This window comes from Nocardiopsis sp. LDBS1602, from assembly GCF_035818715.1.
Classification (GTDB): domain Bacteria; phylum Actinomycetota; class Actinomycetes; order Streptosporangiales; family Streptosporangiaceae; genus Nocardiopsis; species Nocardiopsis alba.
In genome coordinates this window covers 121,801-139,690 of sequence record NZ_JAYLVW010000009.1, presented here as the reverse complement: position 1 = coordinate 139,690, position 17,890 = coordinate 121,801, and the positions used below count along the sequence as shown (strand labels likewise).

Below are 17,890 nucleotides of genomic sequence, written 5' to 3'. Positions count from 1 at the left end.
GCAGGGGGCACCCCGCGTGCGCGGGGCGCCCCAAGAGGAGTCCGTGGACGACCTACCGGGAGTTGGTCATCTTCAGGACGTCGAGGGCGGCGTCGAGCTGCTCCTCGGTGAGCTTGCCGTCCTCGATGTAACCACGCTCGACGACCACCTCGCGGATGGTCTTCTTCTCGGCCAGCGACTGCTTGGCGACCTTGGCCGCCTCCTCGTAGCCGATGTAGCGGTTGAGCGGGGTGACGATGGACGGGGAGGACTCCGCGTAGACGCGGCACTGCTCCTCGTTGGCCACGATCCCCGACACACAGCGGTCGGCGAAGACCGTCGAGACGTTGGCCAGCAGACGGATCGACTCCAGCACGTTGCGGGCGATCATCGGCAGCTGGACGTTGAGCTCGAAGTTGCCCGAGGCACCGCCGAAGGCCACCGCGGCGTCGTTGCCGACGACCTGGGAGGAGACCTGGAGCATGGCCTCGCACAGCACCGGGTTGACCTTGCCCGGCATGATCGAGGAGCCCGGCTGCAGGTCGGGCAGGAAGATCTCGGACAGGCCGGTGGTCGGGCCCGAGCCCATCCAGCGGATGTCGTTGGCGATCTTGCAGAAGCCGACGGCGATGGTCCGGAGCTGACCGGAGAGCTCGACCAGACCGTCGCGGGCGCCCTGCGCCTCGAAGTGGTCGCGGGCCTCGGTCAGCGGCAGGCCGGTGTTGGCGGCGATCTCGGCGATGACCCGGGCGGAGAAGCCCTCAGGGGTGTTGATGCCGGTGCCGACGGCGGTACCGCCGAGGGGCAGCTCGGCCACGCGCGGCAGGACGGCCTCGAGACGCTCGACACCGTAGCGGACCTGGGCGGCGAACCCGGCGAACTCCTGACCCAGGGTGACCGGGGTGGCGTCCATCAGGTGCGTGCGGCCGCTCTTGACGATGGAGGCGAACTCGACCGACTTGCGGGTGAGCTCCCCCTCCAGGTGCCGCAGCGCCGGGATCAGCTCGTTCTGCACGGCCGAGGTGGCGGCGATGTGGATGGAGGACGGGAACACGTCGTTGGACGACTGGGAGGCGTTGACGTGGTCGTTCGGGTGAACGTCCAGGCCGGTGCGCTCCTTGGCGACCGTGGCCACGACCTCGTTGGTGTTCATGTTGCTGGAGGTGCCCGAACCGGTCTGGAAGACGTCGATCGGGAACTCGTCGTTCCACTTGCCTTCGGCCACCTCGAGGGCGGCCTCGCGCACGGCCTCGCCGAGCTCGTCGGAGATCACGCCGAGTTCGGCGTTGACCTTGGCCGCGGCGGCCTTGATCTGGCCGAGGGCGGCGATGTGGGCGTTCTCCAGCCCCTGGCCCGAGATCGGGAAGTTCTCGACGGCACGCTGGGTCTGGGCCCGCCACTTGGCCGACGCCGGGACCTTGACCTCACCCATCGAATCGTGCTCGATACGGAACTCACTCATTGCAACCCAACTCTCCTGGGAAAACCTGTGACTAAAGCCTGCCAGACGCACGAGAGCACATCGCACCTCACCCGGCCTTCACGGTGTTGCGCACGTCATGTCGGCGTGTGAGCGCGTCCCTCCCCCCGGGCGTGGGACCTCGACGAACGGCCGCGATCCCCGCCCGCTCGCGCGCTCTCGGCGGACGGGGCGGGCCCGCCCCGAGGAGCGGGCCCGCGAGATCTCACAGACGCGTCAGAAGAGACCGGGTCAGAGCCGGATCGGACAGCGGTCGCACCGCCAACCGGACCAGGGCCCGGACGTTGTCGTCCCCGGCGACCCGGTTGGTGCCGAGCCCACCGCACGAGACGCAGCGATGGACCAGCATCCACTCGCCGTCCGAGCGCGCCGTCATCCCCACGGCCGTCATACGGCCACCGCAACCGGCCGACCGATCCCCGGGGAGCCGGCCGTCCACATGACGGCTGGTCAGACAGTTCGGACAGTGGTTGCGATGCGCGGTTCCCGGCGCGCGTGTGGACACGTCGAGTCGGCACTCCAGACAGCGGAAGGACTCCGCGGTCGGTCCGTGACGACGGCCCCGATCCCCGTGAGAGCGCAGGGAGGTCTTGGGACGCTGAGGGCGCCTTCCTCCCCGGTCGGAACGTCGGCCCACGCTCACACCTCCCCGAGGAGTTCGAGCGGGAACGGCGGTTCCGCCAGTGGCCGTACGGCGATGCGCATGAGTACGAGACGGTTGTCGTCGGAGGCGACGTCCCCTTCGGAGAGCCCGTCACAGTGGGCACAACGATGGACGAGCCGCCAACGATCGTGATCGGAGACGACGGCGATCGGCCCCATGGGGCCCCCGCAGTCGGAGCGTCCGCCCGAGCGCCGTTCGTGGACGTGGCGGCCGGTCAGACAGTTCGGGCAGTGGTCGCGTTCCGCCCCGTCCGGGGAGAGGACGGAGACGGAGGTGCCACAGCGTAGACAGGTGAAGGTGGACGTGTCGGCGATGCCGAAGGTGGGGTCGGTGTTGGACACCCGGAGACTCCTTGCCGAAGGATGAGAGGTTCATCAGCAAGAGCGCCGAGCGGGACTCGACGGAGGACGGTGCTCCGTTCAGCCGATCCGGAGGGTCCGGGACGGGCGGAGGACCGTGTTGTCATGAGGCGCGCTCGGCGCGTTCCGGGGCATACCCACCTGTCCTGATGTTCGTGGTCCGACCGTTCGACGGTAACCGGGGAGCGGAGACCGGGGCAACGGGTTTTCCGGGGGACGGAGCGCGGCCCCGTTCCGGAGCGAGTCCGTGAACGGGGCCGCGAGGACGTCGGGATCGACCGACACCGAGGGGGCGCCTCGGATCAGACGAGGCCTCGACGCCTACGGGACAGGTGCAGCGCGCCGGCCCCCGCGGCCATCAGCGCGATGGCGGTGGCGAACAGGGCGGTGACGGCGGTACCGGTGGAGGCGAGGGCCTCCTCACCGGCGGCGTGGGCGCCGTGTCCGTCGGAGGCCGTGTCGGCGGTCCCCGCGCCCTCGGAGTCGGCGGTGGTCGCGGCGTGGTCGTGGTCGAGGTCCTCGTAGGCCGTGAGGTCCACGTCGAAGGCCTCGGTCTGCGCCGCCGGCATCACGGTGGCGTTCGTGCCGCCGAAGGTGACGTCGGAGCAGGTGTAGAACGCCTCGGGGCTGTCGGTGCGCTGCCAGATCGTGTAGATCAGGTGCTCACCGCTCTTCTCGGGCAGGCGGGCGGTCATCGTGTAGGTGCCGTTCTCGGCGACCGGCTGGTCGTCGATCGCGAAGGGCTCCGGCTCCAGCTCGTCCCAGGTGAGCGGGGTGCTCGGGTCCCAGTCGTCGGTGGTCACGTAGTACTCGATGTAGCCGGCGTGGGGGACGGCGGCGGTGTACTCGAAGGTGTAGTCGGCTCCGGAGGGCAGCGGGGTGACGGCGGTGCTCGCCCAGTCGCCGGGGTTGTCCAGGGCCGAGTACTTGTCCCGGCCCGCGCTGCACAGCTGGCCGTCGGGGATGATCTCCCGGTGGCGTCCGTCGGCGTTGGCGAGGTTGACCTCGTGCCAGTCGTAGAGAGGCTGGGTGCCGTTCTCCTCGACGAGCCGGACGCACATCTCGGACTGCGGGGTCTCGGGGCCTTCGGCGTAGCAGGCGGCGATCCGGCTGATCGGGTCGCCGAGGGTGCCGTGGGCGGCGGCCGGGGTGACGGCCAGACCGGTGACGGCCACCGGAACGGCGGCCAGGACGGCGGCGGAGCGTGCGAGTCGTCCGAACCTCATCAGGGGGTTCTCCTCAAGTCATGGACAAGCGGGGGCACCGCGCGGGTCGCGAACCCGCGCGGTCGTCCGGGCTGGAGGGACGACCTTTCGGGCAGCCCGGTGGCACGGGGCCCACGGGGGTTCCAGCCCGCCCGAAAGGTATGGGTGGTGACTATTACAGAGATGTTGGTGAAAGGGAAGGTTTCCTGGAATAAAAGGCCGTGGCCTGCGGGGTTGACGAGTGATCCAGGCAACAGTAAGGTTTGTTTTCGGTTGATGGTGGATCACCCTGCCGAACAGGACCGATCCATGAGAAAACGTCTTCACCCTCCGTGTCCGCTTTATGCTCCGAGGCTCCCGAAAAGCGTTATCGCCTTTTGTCGTGAAGCCTCGTTCCTTTGTCATGCGCGAGGGCGATTTTCATGGAAAAGGACGAACGAGGGCGGAGCGGTCCCGCGCGCTTCGAAAAGGACGAGGGGCCGCCCACCGGACGGCCCCCACGACGACGGCGGCGCGGAAGGGGACCTCCCCTTCCGCGCCGCCGTGCGAACCCTTACGCCGGTCAGCCCCCGCTGGGCGCCCACCGCAGTTCGACCATGATGTGCTCGCCACCGTCGGCGACGGTCATCCCCATGCCCACGGCCCCCCACTGATCGGGGGCCGAGACCTGGCCGCTCGTGAGCTGTCGCAGGTCCACGAAGCCCGCGATCACGGCGTCGTCCATACCGGCCATCGTCTGCTGGAAGACCTGGTCCTCGGCCAGGGTGCCCCCGCCGATGCTCCCGTTGCTGAGCGTCACCGCGTCACCGTCGGACCCCACGGTCGGGGCGGTCGAGTACGGGCTGGAGACGTCGCCGAGGAGCTCGTTCCAGACGTCCTCGTCGGCGCCCACGGCCCGGAAGATGAACGAGGGCTCCGAGGAACCGTACGAACCGATCAGGGAGTTCATGTCGAGGTCGGCCACGCCGAAGGCCGAGGAGGTGCCGAGCAGGCTGGTGAACCCGTCCGGCAGCGGAGCCCCGACGGAGGCCATGTCCGACTCCATCTCCCGGAGCTCGTCCCCGTCCAGACCGGGGAACTCGTCGTTCTCCCAGGCCAGGCTCAACATCTCGTCCAGCCCGCTGCCACCGAAGGCCATGACGGAGCCGCCGGGCAGACCGCTCATCGCCTCCAGGCTTCCACCGGAGCCGACGGCCAGCCAATCGGTGTCGGCGCCCTCGACCTCCAGCCCGAGCACGTCCATCCGGGCTTCGAGGTAGTCGTTGTCGACACGGAAGGAGGCCGTCATCCGGCCGCTCACCGAGGCGTCGGAGCCGAGCTCGGGGGCCAGCTCGTTGCCGAGGTCCGCGCTGTCCGGCATGGCGCCCAGGTCGGCCCAGGCCAGGGCGATGCTGCCCTTGGGGGTGGTGTCCACGTCACCCTTGAAGGTCTCGTCGCTCTCCAGGTCGCCGTTGATCGACATCTGCTCGTCGTAGTCGGCGAGCGCGGCCTCGGAGTCGGTGAAGACCACGAAGTCGTCGACCAGGCGGTGATGGACGTCGTGGCTCTCCCGAAGCTCGTTGAACTGCGCGTCGGCCGCGCCGGTGTCCTCCACCCCCAGAGCGATGGCGAAGGCCATCCCGTCGGAGTCCCCGGCGTTCGTGTCATCGGTGTTCCAGGCCGCCACACCCGCCTTCCGACCGATCCACTCCTCGACCGAGGCCTGATCCAGGTCGTAGGTGTCGGAGAACAGCTCGGCGAAGGGGCTCTCGGTGTCGTCCTCGTCGAACTCACCGATCTCGTCGGAGATCTCGTCCGGGAGCTTGTCGACGAAGCGCAGCAGGTCGACGGCCTGGGAGCCGTTGATGTCGAGGTCGACCTTGGCGAACGCGGCCGAGTTCCCCGGAAGGACCGACTCGGGCTGGGGGCCCTTGAAGTCGGCCAGGGACATGGCGGCCCAGACGGTGCCGCCCATCAGGACCACGGCCACGCCCGCCGCCGTGGGGATCAGCCACTTGCGACGACGACCACCGCCTTCGGGGGGCGGAACCGGTGCTCCCTGGAAGTGACCGCCGTAGGGAGGCTGACCGGGACCCATCGGAGCCCCGGGACCACCGGGTCCCATGGGCGCACCCGGGCCACCGGGACCCATGGGGGCGCCGGGACCGCCCGGCCCCATGGGCGCACCCGGGCCACCGGCGTAGGGACCGGGCCCCTGGGGAGCGGCGAACCCGGGGTGCTGCGGGGCCCCTCCGGCGGGGCCCTGGGGCGGAGGGTACGCCTGCCCGGGTTGCTGCGGCGGCTGCCACTGGGGCTGCTGCGGGGGATCAGGGTAGGACATCGGACCTCCGACGCGGGTGTTCGAGACAGACGGCCGGCGGCTCGGCCGGTGACCTGTGTGACGCCGGCGGGGCACGAGAGGTTCCGAATCCGACATGTGAGCCGTAGGAGGCCTGAGAACGAAGAGGCCACCGGTACGTCCGTGACCCCTGGTCGAGGGGCTACGGACACCGGTGGCCGGACGAGTGGGAGAGGCGGGTCCTACTCCGGAGCGGAGGTGAGGTCGACCCCGCTGTAGGCGGACAGCTTGCTCAGACGGTGCTCGCTGCGGACCTGGCGCACGGTGCCGCTGCGGCCCCGCATGACCAGGGAGTCGGTGATGACCCCGGTGGACTCGTAGCGGACACCGCCCACCAGCTCGCCCTCCGTGATGCCCGTCGCCGCGAAGAACACGTCGTCCGAGGAGACCAGGTCGTCGGTGTAGAGCACACGGTCCAGGTCGTGACCGGCCTCGATGGCCTTGCGGCGCTCCTCGTCGTCCTTGGGCCACAGGCGACCCTGGATGACGCCGCCCAGACACTTCATCGCACAGGCCGTGATGATGCCCTCGGGCGTGCCGCCGATGCCCAGCATCAGGTCCACACCGGTGTTGGGCCGGGCCGCCATGATCGCTCCGGCCACGTCGCCGTCGCTGATGAACTTGATCCGGGCGCCCGCGTCCCGCACGTCCTGCACGAGCTGCTTGTGGCGGGGCCGGTCCAGGATGACGACCGTGACGTCCTGGGGCGACTTGCCCTTGGCGCGGGCCACGGCCTGGATGTTGTCGGCGACCGGAGCGGCGATGTCCACCACGTCGGCGGCCTCGGGGCCGGTGGCCAGCTTCTCCATGTAGAACACGGCGGACGGGTCGAACATGGTGTTGCGCGGGCTCATCGCGATGACGGCGATGGCGTTGGGCATGCCCATGGCGGTCAGGGTGGTGCCGTCGATCGGGTCGACCGCGACGTCCCAGTCGTGGCCGCCGCCGTCACCGACGAGCTCGCCGTTGTAGAGCATGGGGGCGTTGTCCTTCTCGCCCTCGCCGATCACCACGGTGCCGTTCATCGACACGGTGCTGATCATGTGGCGCATACCGCGCACCGCGGCGCCGTCCGCGCCGATCTTGTCGCCCTTGCCGACCCAGCGGGCCGCGGCGAGCGCGGCGGTCTCGGTGACGCGGACCAGTTCCAGCGCGAGGTTACGGTCGGGCGCCGACTGCTGCGCGGACGGGCTACTGGACTGCGACATGGACGTGACACCTTCCGTCAGGGAACAGGGTGGGGTTCACGTCTTAGGGTAGTCACCCCAAGTGACCTGCGGTCGTCACGGGTGGGCCGCGTCGGAACGAGGACGATCGACTCCGGACGGGGCGGGACGGTCTACGCTGGCGGGAACTCGGACAGGAGTGAGGGCGTGACAGTGGACAAGACGGACAAGCCCGCGCGGGTGTCCCCGCGTGGTGCGGCCACCCGCAGTGCCCTGCTGCGGGCGGCGGCCCAAGTGTTCCGTACGGTGGGGTTCGCGAAGGCCGGGGTGAGCGAGGTCGTCTCGCTCGCCGGGGCCAGCGTGGGCAGTCTCTACCACCACTTCACGGGTAAGGCGGATCTCTACCTCGCCCTGTACGAGGAGTTCCAGCAACGCCAGCAGGAACGCACCCACCAGGCGGTCAAGGACGCCAGGGCCCGGGGTGAGAGCGATCCCACACGGCTGATGAACATCGCGGCCCACGCCTATCTGCTCGGATGCATCGAGGAACGGGACACCGCCCGCCTCTTCTTCAGTGGAGACGGGCCTCCCGGGTTCGACCACCAGTTGCGGGACCGGCTCACCCAGTGGACCGACCGCAACGTGGCGCTCTTCCGCAAGGCGGACGAACCGGTCGACGAGGCGCTCCTGATCGTGGTCAGCGGTTCGATGCTGCTGGCCGTCGCCGAGGTGGTGCGCCGCGACGACCAGGACGCCCACGAGCTCGCCGACGACATCACCGGACTGCTGAGCCTCCTGGAATCGCGACGGCGCCCCGACGGCGACTGAGCGACGACGGCTCCCCCGACCCGCCGGGATCCTCCGCCCGGCGGGCGCGGCCGGTGGGAGAGGTGTCACACCGAAGAGCTCACGAGGTCGTCCCCGCCCCGCCACCGCCCGTTCACCGGGCGAACGGACACGGATCGGGACACGATCGGGGCCTCGGTGAACGCCGACTAACCCGACCCCGGGTCGAAGTGGCCCCGGACCTGCGGCAAGCTGGTCATGTCATGAGTGAGTACAGCCGGGCCAACGCCACTTTCAAGAACTACGCCATCTCCCTCGGGGTCGTGGTCGGCATCCTGCTGGTCATGTCGTTCGTGGTCTCCGCGCGCTCGGGTGAGAACATCCCCACCGTGGACTACCGCCCGGACATCGAAGTGCTGCGACAGGCGGCCGACTATCCGGTGACGGCGCCCTCCGACGAGCTTCCGGAAGGGTGGATCCCCACCAGTTCCACGCTGGACACGACGGGCCCCGTCGAGTGGAGCATCGGGTTCGCCACCCCCCGGGACAGCCACGCGATGCTGACCCAGAGCGACGCCGACCGCGACACGGTGGTCGAGAGCCGGGCCAAGGACGCCGAGCCGGTGGGCACCGTCATGGTCGGTGATCAGGAATGGGAGCACCTGGACTCCGACGACTGGGGCGCCCTCGTCCTGAGCGACGACGAGCGGACCCTGGTGATCTCCGGCAGCACCTCCGTGGACGAGTTCGCGATCCTCGCCGAACACCTGGAGAGCTTCCCCGTTCCCGAGGACGAGGACTCCGGTGCCGACGAGTCCGAGGACGACGCCTGAACCGCCTCCGCACACGTGAAAGGGGCCCCGCCGACCGGGAACGGTCGGCGGGGCCCCTCTTCGTCTCGGGTCCGGATCACTCGGCGCGCAGGTCGCGGCGCAGCTCCTTGGGCAGCGAGAAGGTCAGGGTCTCGTCGGCGGTCGTCACCGGGGTGACGGTGCCGTACCCGTGACCGGCGAGCTTGTCGAGCAGCTCGCGGACCAGGATGTCGGGGACCGAGGCGCCGCTGGTGACACCGACGGTGGTGACGCCTTCGAGCCAGGCCTCGTCCATGAGGCCGGCGTTGTCGATCAGGTAGGACGCGTCGGCGCCGGCGTCCAGGGCCACCTCCACCAGGCGGACGGAGTTCGACGAGTTGTCGGACCCCACCACGATCACCAGCTCGCACTCCGGGGCCATGGCCTTGACGGCGTCCTGGCGGTTGGAGGTGGCGTAGCAGATGTCGTCGCTGGGCGGGTCGAGCAGGTTCGGGAAACGCTCACGGAGCGCGTCCACGGTCTGGTTGGTCTCGTCCACCGACAAGGTGGTCTGGGACAGCCAGGAGACGTTGTTCGGGTCGCGGACCTCGACCTTGTCGACCTCCTCCGGGCTCTCCACGATCTGGATGTGCTCGGGGGCCTCACCGCTGGTGCCCTCGACCTCCTCGTGGCCGATGTGGCCGATGAGGATGATGTCGCGGTCCTCGGAGGCGAAGCGCTTCGCCTCCTTGTGGACCTTGGTGACCAGCGGACAGGTGGCGTCGATGGTCTTCAACCTGCGCTTCTCCGCCTGCTCGTGGACGGCGGGGGAGACGCCGTGAGCGGAGAAGACCACGATGGCGCCCTCGGGCACCTCCTCGGTCTCCTCGACGAAGATCGCGCCGCGCTCCTCCAGCGTGCGCACGACGTGCGTGTTGTGCACGATCTGCTTGCGCACGTAGATGGGGGCGCCGTACTGTTCCAGGGCCTTCTCGACGGTGATGACCGCTCGGTCGACACCGGCGCAGTAACCCCTGGGGTTGGCGAGTAGCACACGGCGTTGGTTCGTGGCAGTCGTCATCGCAGTCATGAACACATCCTAGGTGCGATCATGGGTCGTGGACCCGGGTGTGGCGTAGGGCATCGATCCGGGCCCGCCTCTCGGGGAGGGCACGGGAAGGTGACGTCGTCACAACGGAACGTACCCGGTCCGCCCGCGAAGTGGCGAAATCGTTCACATGCCCGCCGCTCGTGCCGTTCCCCCCTCATCTATCCTGGTTCACCATCGCATCTGTTATGAGGCGGTTCGCCCTCGGCTCGGCCTCGCCCGGTTTGCCGGCCGCGCCGCCCGCCCACCCGCCGAGATCTTCAGGAGCCCCCGCCCTATGTCGAATCCGACTATCACCACGAAGCTGATGTCCCTGGTCAAGGGGATCTTCGGGCGTAAGGAGACGGTCGTCGAGGCCGAACCGGAGAAGAAGGACGAGACCCCCGTCACGGAGACGGCTCCGGAGGTCGTCGACACCCCCTCCGTGCCCGAGGAGAAGACCCCGGCCCCCGCCGAGAAGAAGGCCGAGGAGAAGGCCCCCGCCGAGGAGTCGGTCGAGAAGACCCCCGCCCCCGTCGCGGAGAAGCCGGTCGAGGAGCCCGTCGCCCCGGTCACGTCCGAGGAGACCGCCGAGGCCGAGACCGCCACGCTGGTGGAGGAGCCCAAGGACGAGCCCGCCGCCCCGGCCACCGCCGATCTCCCCGAAGACGGACGTGAGCTCGCCGAGGAGCTCGCCGCCGCCGAGGCGCACACCACCGTCGCCGACGACGAGGTCCTGGAGAAGGTCCGCAAGGAGGCCGCCCCGGCCGCCGAGGACCTGGCCGTCCCCACCTACGACGAGCTCACGCTCCCCTCGATCAGGGCCCGCCTGCGCAAGCTCACCATCGAGCAGGTCCGCGATCTGCGCGCCTATGAGGTCGCCCACCAGGGCCGCCCCGAGTTCATCAAGATGTACGACAACCGGATCACCAAGCTCCAGAACGAGGAGAAGTAGCGTCCCGGCCCATGCCCTTCCTCATGTTCGCCCCGCTCGAGCGCGCCCATGGGCGGGGCGCGTGCCGACCGCGCGAGGCCGGAGAGGGCGTCGCGCGGCGGAGGACGAAGCCCACCGCGCGACGCCCGGCCGAGGTCAGGCGGGGAGGGAATCGACGGTGGGGACGACGATCCCGAACAGGTCGGTGATGGAGGTCAGGGCGGCCGTCTGGAGAGCGGCGGCGGTCAGGACCCCTCCATCGGGGGTGGGTAGAGCACGGGTCGCGGTGGTCTCGGCGACGACGGTCGGCCGATAACCCAGGTTGAACGCTCCCTGAGCCGTATGGTTCACGCACATATGCGTCATGAAACCTCCCATGACCAGGTTCCCACCGTCTCCAGGGGCGAACCCCAGCCCCCTCAGGACCTCCCTCAGGTCGGTGAGGTGGAAGGCGTCGGGGAACCCCTTGACCACGACCGGCTCTCCGGCCACCGGGGCGACCTCGTCGCAGACGGCGCCGATGTGGGCACGAACGTCGTAGGCGGAGCCCTCCCCGCCGTCGTTGACGACGTGCACCACCGGGACCCCCGCGGAGCGGGCGCGTTCCAGGAGGCGGGCTCCGGCGGCGAGCGCCTCCTCGGCCCCCTCCAAGGCCATGACGCCCGCGCGATAGGTGTTCTGGAAGTCGATCAGGACCAGCGCGGAGTCGCTCAGACGCGGCGGCCGGGCGTCCAGACCGATGACGTCGCGCAGAGTCGTGGACGTCGGGTGGATGTTCATTGAGGTCCTTTCGGGGTGAGAGTGGGCATGACGAGGTAGGCCCTCGTGCCCGGGCTCGGGGAGCGGTGTACGGGAGGTCAGTCGATCCGGGTGCGGAAACGGCGCCGGTAGGCCGCCGGGGTGGTGGCGAGCCGTCGTCTCATCGCTCGATGCAGGGTCTCGACCGAGCCCAGCCCGGAGGCGGTCGCGACCTGATCGAGAGGGACGTCGGTGGTCTCCAGGAGGCGACGGGCCGCCTCGACCCGGGCCGCCTCGACATAGGCGGCCGGGCCGACCCCGGTCTCCTGTTTGAAGACCCGGGCGAAGTGCCGTTCGCTCAGACACATGCGGGAGGCCAGGACCTCCGCCGACAGGTCCCCGTCGAGGTGGTCGGCGATCCACAGCCGCAGCTCGTCGATATCGCGGCGGGCGGAGGCGGGGCGGCTGAGAGGGACGGAGAACTGGCTCTGCCCGCCCTGGCGTTTGAGGTACATCACCAACTGTCGGGCGACCGCCAGCGCGGTGTCCTCCCCCAGATCCTCGGCGACCAGGGCGAGGGAGAGATCCAGACAGGCGCTGATCCCGGCGCCCGTCCACAGTCGGCCTCGGTCGGAACGGACGAAGATCGGGTCCGGGTCGACCGTGACCTCGGGATGCTCGGCGGCGAGCTGCGCGGCGGTCGACCAGTGCGTGGTCGCCGTCCTGCCCTTCAACAGCCCGGCCGCCGCCAGTACGTGCGCGCCGACACATACCGACGCCACCCTTCGGGCGTGCGGCGCGGTCCGCCGTACCCAGGACACGACGTCGGGATCGAGCCGGGCACGAGGGCCGTCGTCGGTCATGTCGACCGCGCCGGGCACCAGCAGGGTGTCCACCTCCTCGCCGACCTCGTCGAAGGCCAGGTCGGCCAGCAGTCGGATCCCGGCCGAGGTCCGCACCTCGCCGGCGACCGGCCCGGCGAGCCGGACCCGGTAACCGGAACGGCCTCCGGTCTCCCGGTCGGCCAGGGCGAACACCTCGGCGGGACCGGTGACGTCGAGGAGGTCGACGTCGGGGAAGACCGCGATGACGACGCGGTGTGCGATGGGCATGATCCCATCCTCACCACCGACACCTGTGGCCGCAATGACGATCCACTGTCACATTCGGACATGCCTTCCAGGGATGGACGGGGCCGTCCGGAGGACGGCGCTCCGCTGAACCGTCCTCACTCTGGCCTAGGCTCTGGGCCATGGGTATGGAGAGTTCCGCTGAGGCGCCGCAGCCGGTGAGGGCCGTGCTCCAAGCGGTCGGTGGTTGGATCGACCGGCTGGGAGCCATCTGGGTCGAAGGGCAGATCGCCGAGCTCAACTCGCGCGGTCGGATGAGCTACCTGACCCTGCGCGACCCGATCGCCAACGCCTCGGTCCGGGTCCTCTGCGAGACCTCGGTCCTTCGACGGCAGGGGACGCCCCCGGGCCCCGGAGACCGGGTCGTCGTCCACGCCAAACCCGACTTCTACCAGCTCAAGGGCACCTTCTCGCTGCGTGCCCGGGAGATCCGGCACGTCGGGATCGGTGAGCTGCTGGCGCGTCTGGAGCAGTTGCGCCGTACCCTCACCGCCGAGGGCCTGTTCGCGCCCGAGCGCAAACGCCCCCTGCCCTTCCTGCCCAATACCGTCGGCCTGGTCTGTGGTCGTGACTCCGCGGCCGAACGCGATGTGCTGGAGAACGGTCGTCGCCGCTGGCCCGCCGTGCGTTTCGAGGTGCGGCCCGTCGCGGTCCAGGGGGACCGGGCCACCCGAGAGGTCATCGACGCCCTGCGCGAACTGGACGCCCACCCCGAGGTCGACGTCATCGTCATCGCCAGAGGCGGCGGCTCGATGGAGGACCTGCTGCCCTTCTCCGACGAGGCGCTCGTGCGGGCCGCGGCCGAGGCCGCCACCCCCGTGGTGAGCGCCATCGGACACGAACAGGACACCCCGCTGCTCGACCACGTCGCCGACGTCAGGGCCTCCACCCCGACCGACGCCGCGAAGAAGGTCGTGCCCGACGTCGGCGAACAGCTGGAGATCATCCGGCAACTGCGCGATCGAGGCCGGCGGGTGATCAAGGGGGGCCTGGACCGGGAGTTCACGTGGCTGTCCGGAATCCGCTCGCGCCCTGTGCTCGCCGATCCGGTCCGGGAGACCGAGCGGCTCATGGACCAGGTCCTGGAGGCACGCGACCGGGCCCGGCGCTCTCTGACGATCTCGTTGGACCGGGCCTCCGACGAGCTGAGGCACACCGAGGCCCGCCTGCACGCCCTGTCCCCGGCCACCACCTTGGCGCGCGGTTACGCGATCGTGCAGAGGGAGGACGGGTCGGTGGTCCGTTCGGCGACCGAACCCGCGGTGGGGGAGAGCCTGCGCCTGCGCTTCGCCGAGGACGGCCTGACCGCCACCGTCGACTCGGTGGACGCGCTCGACGGCCCCACCGAGGAGGAACCGGAGACCCGCGAGCCCCGGACCTCCGGGCGGGCGACGAAGAGCGGATCGGGGAGGACGGCCTCGAAGAAGGCCTCCCCGTCCAAGAGGGCGGCGTCGAAGAAGACCGCCGCGTCCAAGAAGGCGGCGGAGCCTGGGGCCGGCGGGACCGGGGCCGACGACGATACGACGACCGAGAACATCACCGAGGGGGAGTAGATATGGCCGAGGAGAAGGTGGCCCCGGAACCGAGTTATGAGGAGAGCCGGGAGGAGCTGAACAACGTCGTCCGCAAGCTGGAGTCGGGAGGCCTCACGCTCCAGGAGTCGCTGGCGCTATGGGAGCGCGGCGAGGAGCTGGCGCGCACCTGCGAGCGCTGGCTGGAGGGGGCCCGGGCCAGACTGGCGGCGGCCGTGGACGAGCGTCGGGGTGACGGGGAAGGGGCTTCGGAGGCCGACGCGCCCTTCTGAACGGCCGAGACCGTTCGGCTCACTTGCGGCCGTTGAGTTCGTCGCCGAGGGTGCGGAGATTGCCGGGCAGCCCGCGGAACACCGCGATGACCAGGACCAGGGCGGTTCCCAGGAACAGCCAGGGGGCGACCTCGGCGAGCCGGGTGGCCAGACCGAGGACGAGCATGCGTCCGAAGCCGTCGTTGCCCGCGGCCAGGACGCTCTCGGCGGCGACCACGGCGACGAAGTAGGCGATCGGCGGGCTGACCGACAGGGACAACAGGTCGCCGGGGCGGACCATGGCGGCGGTGGCCAGGCAGGCGACCGTGAAGGCGATACCGGGCGCGGCCGGGGTCGACGTCAGGTTGGCGATCATCGTGCCGGCGAAGCTGAACAGGACGATCAACAGCACCCCGCCGCGTACGGTCAGGCGGGGCGGCCGGGTGCGACGGGGTCGAGGGGCCGAGGGTGAGCCGGTCCGGGGCGTGGTGGTCCGGCCTCGGGCGGCGGCCGGGCTCGACACGTTCCGGCCGCGACCCTCGGGCCGCACGAAGTACGGGGCCTGCCCGGGATCCGGGCCGTCCGTCCTGCGTGGGGGCATGGTCGTGCGCCTCCCAAGTTTGTTACTCACAGTGTTTAGTGTGTCACTTCTTGTGAAGATCCGGGTGTCTTTCCTGGGAACGTGTCGCCATTTCGGCCACTTGCCCCTTCCGGGGTCAACGCGCCTTCCCTCCCTTGGACGCCGAGATCGTCCCACCTGGTTCGGGTCGGTTTCGCGGCCTTGGGCGTTTCGTCACTCTCCGCGGAGAAACCCGCCGACTTCATTTCGGGTCGGGTCGTCGGGGTCGTTACTCCCACGCCGAATACCGTCTGACTTGGCCATATTCGATATATCCACTCCCTACATGTCCGACTCCGCGAATTTCGGTGTGGACTCGCTGAGTTCCGGGGCGGCCACCGTACGGGGGCGGTCCTCCAGACCCGACAGGCGATCCAGATCCGCGTCGACGAGCCCCAGCTCACCGAACCTGCGGGCGGTCACCAGGACCCGGCTCTCCAGGGAACCCACCGTCTGGTTGTAGGCGGTCACCGTCCTGGTCAGCGCCCGGCCCAGACCTTCGACGTGACCTCCCAGCGTCGACAGGCGGGAGTGCAGCTGTTTGCCCAGGTCGAAGACCTCGCGCGCGTTCTCGCTCAAGGCCTCCTGCTGCCAGGCGTACTGGGCCGTCCGCAACAGGGAGATCAACGTCGTCGGCGTAGCGATGTGCACCCGGCGGCCCATCGCGTACTCGAGGAGGTCCGCGTCGCGCTCCAACGCCGGAGCGAGGAAGGCCTCGCCGGGGATGAACAGCACCACGAACTCCGGGGTCGGGGTGAAGGAGGCCCAGTAGGACTTGGCGGCGAGCTGGTCCACGTGGGTGCGCAGATGCCCGGCGTGGGCCCGCAGCCGCTCCTCGGCCGTCGGTCCCTCCCCGGCCTCCACCGCGTCGAGGTAGGCGGCCAGTGGGACCTTGGAGTCGACGACGATGTTCTTGCCGCCGGCCAACCGCACCACCATGTCCGGCCGGTGCGCCCCGGCCACCGCCTGCTCCTGGAAGTCGCAGTGCGCGTCCATCCCCGCCAGCTCCGCGACGCGACGCAACTGGAGCTCGCCCCACCGGCCCCGCGCCTCGGGACGACGCAGCGCCGTCACGAGGGAGTTGGTCTGGTCGCGCAATCGGTCCGAGCCCTCACGAACGAGCTCCACCTGCTTGGCCAGCTCGGCGTGCGCGGCGGCGCGGCCGGCGTCGGCCTCCCGTAGACGGAGCTCGACCCGGTTCAGGGTCTCCGTCAACGGTTCGACCATGCGCTCCACGGCACGACGCCGTTCGTCCAGGTCGCCCCCGGCCTCGGCGCCCACCGCGCGCAGACGTCCCTCGGCCAGGTCGAGGAAGCTCCGGTTGGTCTGGTCCAGCACCTGGGTGGACAGGGAGCGGAACCGGTCGGCGAGCTGTTCCTCCATGTAGGCGGCGCGTTCCTCCGCGGCCCGGGCGTCGGCACGGGCCTGGGCGTCGCGTCCACGGGCCAGGGTCCACCCCACCGCGATACCGATCGCCAGACCGATGAGAAGCATGAGTACGAGTACGAGGCCGTCCATGGTGACCCATGTTCTCTCAGTTCCGGTCCCCACGGGGTCTCTCGTCGGAACGAGGGCGCGTCCACGTCCGGGACCCGTCGACGGTGCGATGCCGGGGCGGGCGGGATTCGCTCCCCGGTCGTTCGGCCGCGTGCGGAACGGAAGCGGAGCGAGGGGGCGAGGGGCGGCTCAGGGGGCGGTCGGTGTCGCGTCGCAGGAGCGCAGGGCCTCGCGCCAAGAGTTCATCGAGGACCACAGCTCCTCGGGCGGCTCCTCCGGGGTGAACATCCACATCCTCCCCAAGGTGGGGGAGGCCCGCCCGGAGATCTCGCCGCGGGCCTGGAAGGGCGGATCCCCCGTCACCGGGAACCACAGATACTCCAGGGGATCCAGGAGCGCCATCAGCCGCTCCTCGATCCCGCGGTCGGGGCGGACCTTCACCAGCAGCCAGGGACGGTAACGGCGCAGCACCTCCAGACCCCCGGCCACCACGTCCGGCTCGCTTCCGGCGGTGTCGATCTTGATCACGGTGGGGAAGATCGCCGCCGTCTCGTTCCACCGCGACAGGGTGGCGGTCCGCACGGTCGGACGGGACAGGCCCGGACGCGCGCTGTGCACTATCCGGTTGCACGTGTCGTTATGCGGGGCCCGGGACAGCCGTGCGGTCCCGTTGTGGTTGCTCAGGGCCAGATCGACCACGGTGAAGCCGAGGTCCCCCGACGCGGAGACCGCCCTCGCGGCGGAGGCGAGCTCGGGGGTCGGTTCGAAGGCGAAGACGGGGCGGCGGGAGCGGGCGGCCGCGAGGATCGAGTACACGCCGATGCCGGAGCCGACGTCGAGGACCGCCCCGGGGCGGGTGTGGTCGAGCAGGGCCATGAAGCTCGCGACGCTGTCGGGTTCGTGGCCGGCCAGCCCGGTCTCGGAGAGTTTCCGGGGCACGGTCAGGTCGCCGGGCATGTGCAGAGCGAGTCGGTCCGGACCCGGGCGTCGTCGCTCACCCTCCGGGCGGGGCAGGGAGAGCGTGAAGCGGCGGTATCGGGGAGGGACCCGGGCGGGGTCCAGGCCGCCGAGCCTTCTGGGCAGATGGACACGGATCCGTCGGGTGGCGAAACGGACGATCGGGTACCGGCGCACGAGGGCGCGCAACTGGTCGTGGACCATAGTGTCTTCTCCCCACGGAAAGGAACGGTGCCGTGGTGGCGGCGACCGGAAAAGAGCCAGGTCATCCGATGTGCACCCCTGGTGCGGGTCTTTCGCGCGCTCCCGCCCGGGGTGACCGGCGTCACTGGTCGAACCTACTCTGTGTAATGGTGTTCACGCACCGTGTTTCAGGG

The 17,890-nt window shown here is 70.0% G+C and carries 17 protein-coding genes; 5 read left to right on the top strand and 12 right to left on the bottom strand.

Features of this window, described 5'->3' with window-relative positions:
• Positions 1–52: 52 nt before the first annotated feature.
• The 6 genes from U9J66_RS22060 to glpX all read right to left on the bottom strand — a co-directional run bounded on the left by U9J66_RS22060 (position 53) and on the right by glpX (position 7,233).
• Positions 53–1,441, bottom strand: a complete 1,389-nt coding sequence (locus U9J66_RS22060) for a class II fumarate hydratase (protein ID WP_014913620.1) — start codon at positions 1,439–1,441, stop codon at positions 53–55.
• A gap of 223 nt (positions 1,442–1,664) precedes the next feature.
• On the bottom strand, positions 1,665–2,096 hold the full coding sequence (locus tag U9J66_RS22055; protein ID WP_017535830.1) for an RNHCP domain-containing protein: 432 nt from the start codon (positions 2,094–2,096) through the stop codon (positions 1,665–1,667).
• Positions 2,097–2,098: 2 nt separating this feature from the next.
• The gene (locus tag U9J66_RS22050; protein ID WP_326338571.1) at positions 2,099–2,464 is read right to left on the bottom strand and encodes an RNHCP domain-containing protein; all 366 of its coding nucleotides are present in this window, start codon (positions 2,462–2,464) and stop codon (positions 2,099–2,101) included.
• Between the two features lie 320 nt (positions 2,465–2,784).
• Positions 2,785–3,708 carry a lytic polysaccharide monooxygenase auxiliary activity family 9 protein gene (locus tag U9J66_RS22045; RefSeq protein ID WP_161111265.1) on the bottom strand — a complete coding sequence of 308 codons (924 nt, stop codon included), beginning with the start codon at positions 3,706–3,708 and terminating at the stop codon, positions 2,785–2,787.
• Positions 3,709–4,249: 541 nt separating this feature from the next.
• Positions 4,250–5,764 (bottom strand): hypothetical protein, encoded by a 1,515-nt coding sequence (locus tag U9J66_RS22040; RefSeq protein WP_017535828.1) that lies wholly within the window; start codon positions 5,762–5,764, stop codon positions 4,250–4,252.
• Between the two features lie 443 nt (positions 5,765–6,207).
• A complete protein-coding gene (gene glpX, locus U9J66_RS22035; RefSeq protein ID WP_014912764.1) occupies positions 6,208–7,233 on the bottom strand; it encodes a class II fructose-bisphosphatase in 1,026 nt (341 codons plus the stop codon).
• Positions 7,234–7,404: 171 nt separating this feature from the next.
• Here glpX and U9J66_RS22030 point away from each other — a divergent pair, with 171 nt between their 5' ends.
• A complete protein-coding gene (locus tag U9J66_RS22030; protein WP_014911597.1) occupies positions 7,405–8,019 on the top strand; it encodes a TetR/AcrR family transcriptional regulator in 615 nt (204 codons plus the stop codon).
• Positions 8,020–8,240: 221 nt separating this feature from the next.
• Positions 8,241–8,810, top strand: coding sequence for a DUF4245 domain-containing protein (locus U9J66_RS22025; protein WP_036568433.1), 570 nt, complete (start codon positions 8,241–8,243; stop codon positions 8,808–8,810).
• Positions 8,811–8,886: 76 nt separating this feature from the next.
• On the opposite strand, the gene U9J66_RS22020 is transcribed toward U9J66_RS22025, so the two are convergent.
• Positions 8,887–9,858 (bottom strand): 4-hydroxy-3-methylbut-2-enyl diphosphate reductase, encoded by a 972-nt coding sequence (locus U9J66_RS22020; protein WP_187294454.1) that lies wholly within the window; start codon positions 9,856–9,858, stop codon positions 8,887–8,889.
• Between the two features lie 295 nt (positions 9,859–10,153).
• On the opposite strand from U9J66_RS22020, the gene U9J66_RS22015 reads away from it, so the two are divergent.
• Complete coding sequence (locus U9J66_RS22015) at positions 10,154–10,810, top strand: hypothetical protein (protein ID WP_326338567.1); 657 nt, start codon at positions 10,154–10,156, stop codon at positions 10,808–10,810.
• A gap of 135 nt (positions 10,811–10,945) precedes the next feature.
• On the opposite strand, the gene U9J66_RS22010 is transcribed toward U9J66_RS22015, so the two are convergent.
• Both U9J66_RS22010 and U9J66_RS22005 read right to left on the bottom strand, forming a co-directional pair.
• Positions 10,946–11,569: an isochorismatase family protein gene (locus U9J66_RS22010; protein ID WP_326338566.1), complete on the bottom strand. Its 624-nt coding sequence runs from the start codon at positions 11,567–11,569 to the stop codon at positions 10,946–10,948.
• 77 nt (positions 11,570–11,646) lie between these two features.
• A complete protein-coding gene (locus tag U9J66_RS22005) occupies positions 11,647–12,639 on the bottom strand; it encodes a GlxA family transcriptional regulator (RefSeq protein ID WP_326338564.1) in 993 nt (330 codons plus the stop codon).
• Between the two features lie 146 nt (positions 12,640–12,785).
• Between U9J66_RS22005 and xseA the strand changes: the two genes are divergently transcribed.
• Both xseA and U9J66_RS21995 read left to right on the top strand, forming a co-directional pair.
• Positions 12,786–14,210 (top strand): exodeoxyribonuclease VII large subunit, encoded by a 1,425-nt coding sequence (gene xseA / locus U9J66_RS22000; protein ID WP_442789867.1) that lies wholly within the window; start codon positions 12,786–12,788, stop codon positions 14,208–14,210.
• A gap of 2 nt (positions 14,211–14,212) precedes the next feature.
• Positions 14,213–14,461, top strand: a complete 249-nt coding sequence (locus tag U9J66_RS21995) for an exodeoxyribonuclease VII small subunit (RefSeq protein WP_014909480.1) — start codon at positions 14,213–14,215, stop codon at positions 14,459–14,461.
• 19 nt (positions 14,462–14,480) lie between these two features.
• Here the strand turns inward: U9J66_RS21995 and U9J66_RS21990 are convergent, their stop codons facing one another.
• From U9J66_RS21990 to U9J66_RS21980, 3 genes are all read right to left on the bottom strand, one after another.
• The gene (locus tag U9J66_RS21990) at positions 14,481–15,041 is read right to left on the bottom strand and encodes a DUF6542 domain-containing protein (RefSeq protein WP_014912325.1); all 561 of its coding nucleotides are present in this window, start codon (positions 15,039–15,041) and stop codon (positions 14,481–14,483) included.
• A 300-nt stretch (positions 15,042–15,341) separates the two neighbouring features.
• Positions 15,342–16,577 (bottom strand): DNA recombination protein RmuC, encoded by a 1,236-nt coding sequence (locus U9J66_RS21985; protein ID WP_161111268.1) that lies wholly within the window; start codon positions 16,575–16,577, stop codon positions 15,342–15,344.
• 168 nt (positions 16,578–16,745) lie between these two features.
• The gene (locus tag U9J66_RS21980; RefSeq protein WP_326338561.1) at positions 16,746–17,717 is read right to left on the bottom strand and encodes an FkbM family methyltransferase; all 972 of its coding nucleotides are present in this window, start codon (positions 17,715–17,717) and stop codon (positions 16,746–16,748) included.
• Positions 17,718–17,890: the final 173 nt, after the last annotated feature.

Coding starts and splice junctions, on each gene's coding strand:
- U9J66_RS22060 (WP_014913620.1), bottom strand. CDS start 1,441: ATGAGTGAGTTCCGTATCGAGCACGATTCGATGGGTGAGGTCAAGGTC.
- U9J66_RS22045 (WP_161111265.1), bottom strand. CDS start 3,708: ATGAGGTTCGGACGACTCGCACGCTCCGCCGCCGTCCTGGCCGCCGTT.
- U9J66_RS22040 (WP_017535828.1), bottom strand. CDS start 5,764: ATGGGTCCCGGTCAGCCTCCCTACGGCGGTCACTTCCAGGGAGCACCG.
- glpX (WP_014912764.1), bottom strand. CDS start 7,233: ATGTCGCAGTCCAGTAGCCCGTCCGCGCAGCAGTCGGCGCCCGACCGT.
- U9J66_RS22025 (WP_036568433.1), top strand. CDS start 8,241: ATGAGTGAGTACAGCCGGGCCAACGCCACTTTCAAGAACTACGCCATC.
- U9J66_RS22020 (WP_187294454.1), bottom strand. CDS start 9,858: ATGACTGCGATGACGACTGCCACGAACCAACGCCGTGTGCTACTCGCC.
- U9J66_RS22015 (WP_326338567.1), top strand. CDS start 10,154: ATGTCGAATCCGACTATCACCACGAAGCTGATGTCCCTGGTCAAGGGG.
- U9J66_RS22010 (WP_326338566.1), bottom strand. CDS start 11,569: ATGAACATCCACCCGACGTCCACGACTCTGCGCGACGTCATCGGTCTG.
- U9J66_RS22005 (WP_326338564.1), bottom strand. CDS start 12,639: ATGCCCATCGCACACCGCGTCGTCATCGCGGTCTTCCCCGACGTCGAC.
- xseA (WP_442789867.1), top strand. CDS start 12,786: ATGGAGAGTTCCGCTGAGGCGCCGCAGCCGGTGAGGGCCGTGCTCCAA.
- U9J66_RS21995 (WP_014909480.1), top strand. CDS start 14,213: ATGGCCGAGGAGAAGGTGGCCCCGGAACCGAGTTATGAGGAGAGCCGG.
- U9J66_RS21990 (WP_014912325.1), bottom strand. CDS start 15,041: ATGCCCCCACGCAGGACGGACGGCCCGGATCCCGGGCAGGCCCCGTAC.
- U9J66_RS21985 (WP_161111268.1), bottom strand. CDS start 16,577: ATGGACGGCCTCGTACTCGTACTCATGCTTCTCATCGGTCTGGCGATC.
- U9J66_RS21980 (WP_326338561.1), bottom strand. CDS start 17,717: ATGGTCCACGACCAGTTGCGCGCCCTCGTGCGCCGGTACCCGATCGTC.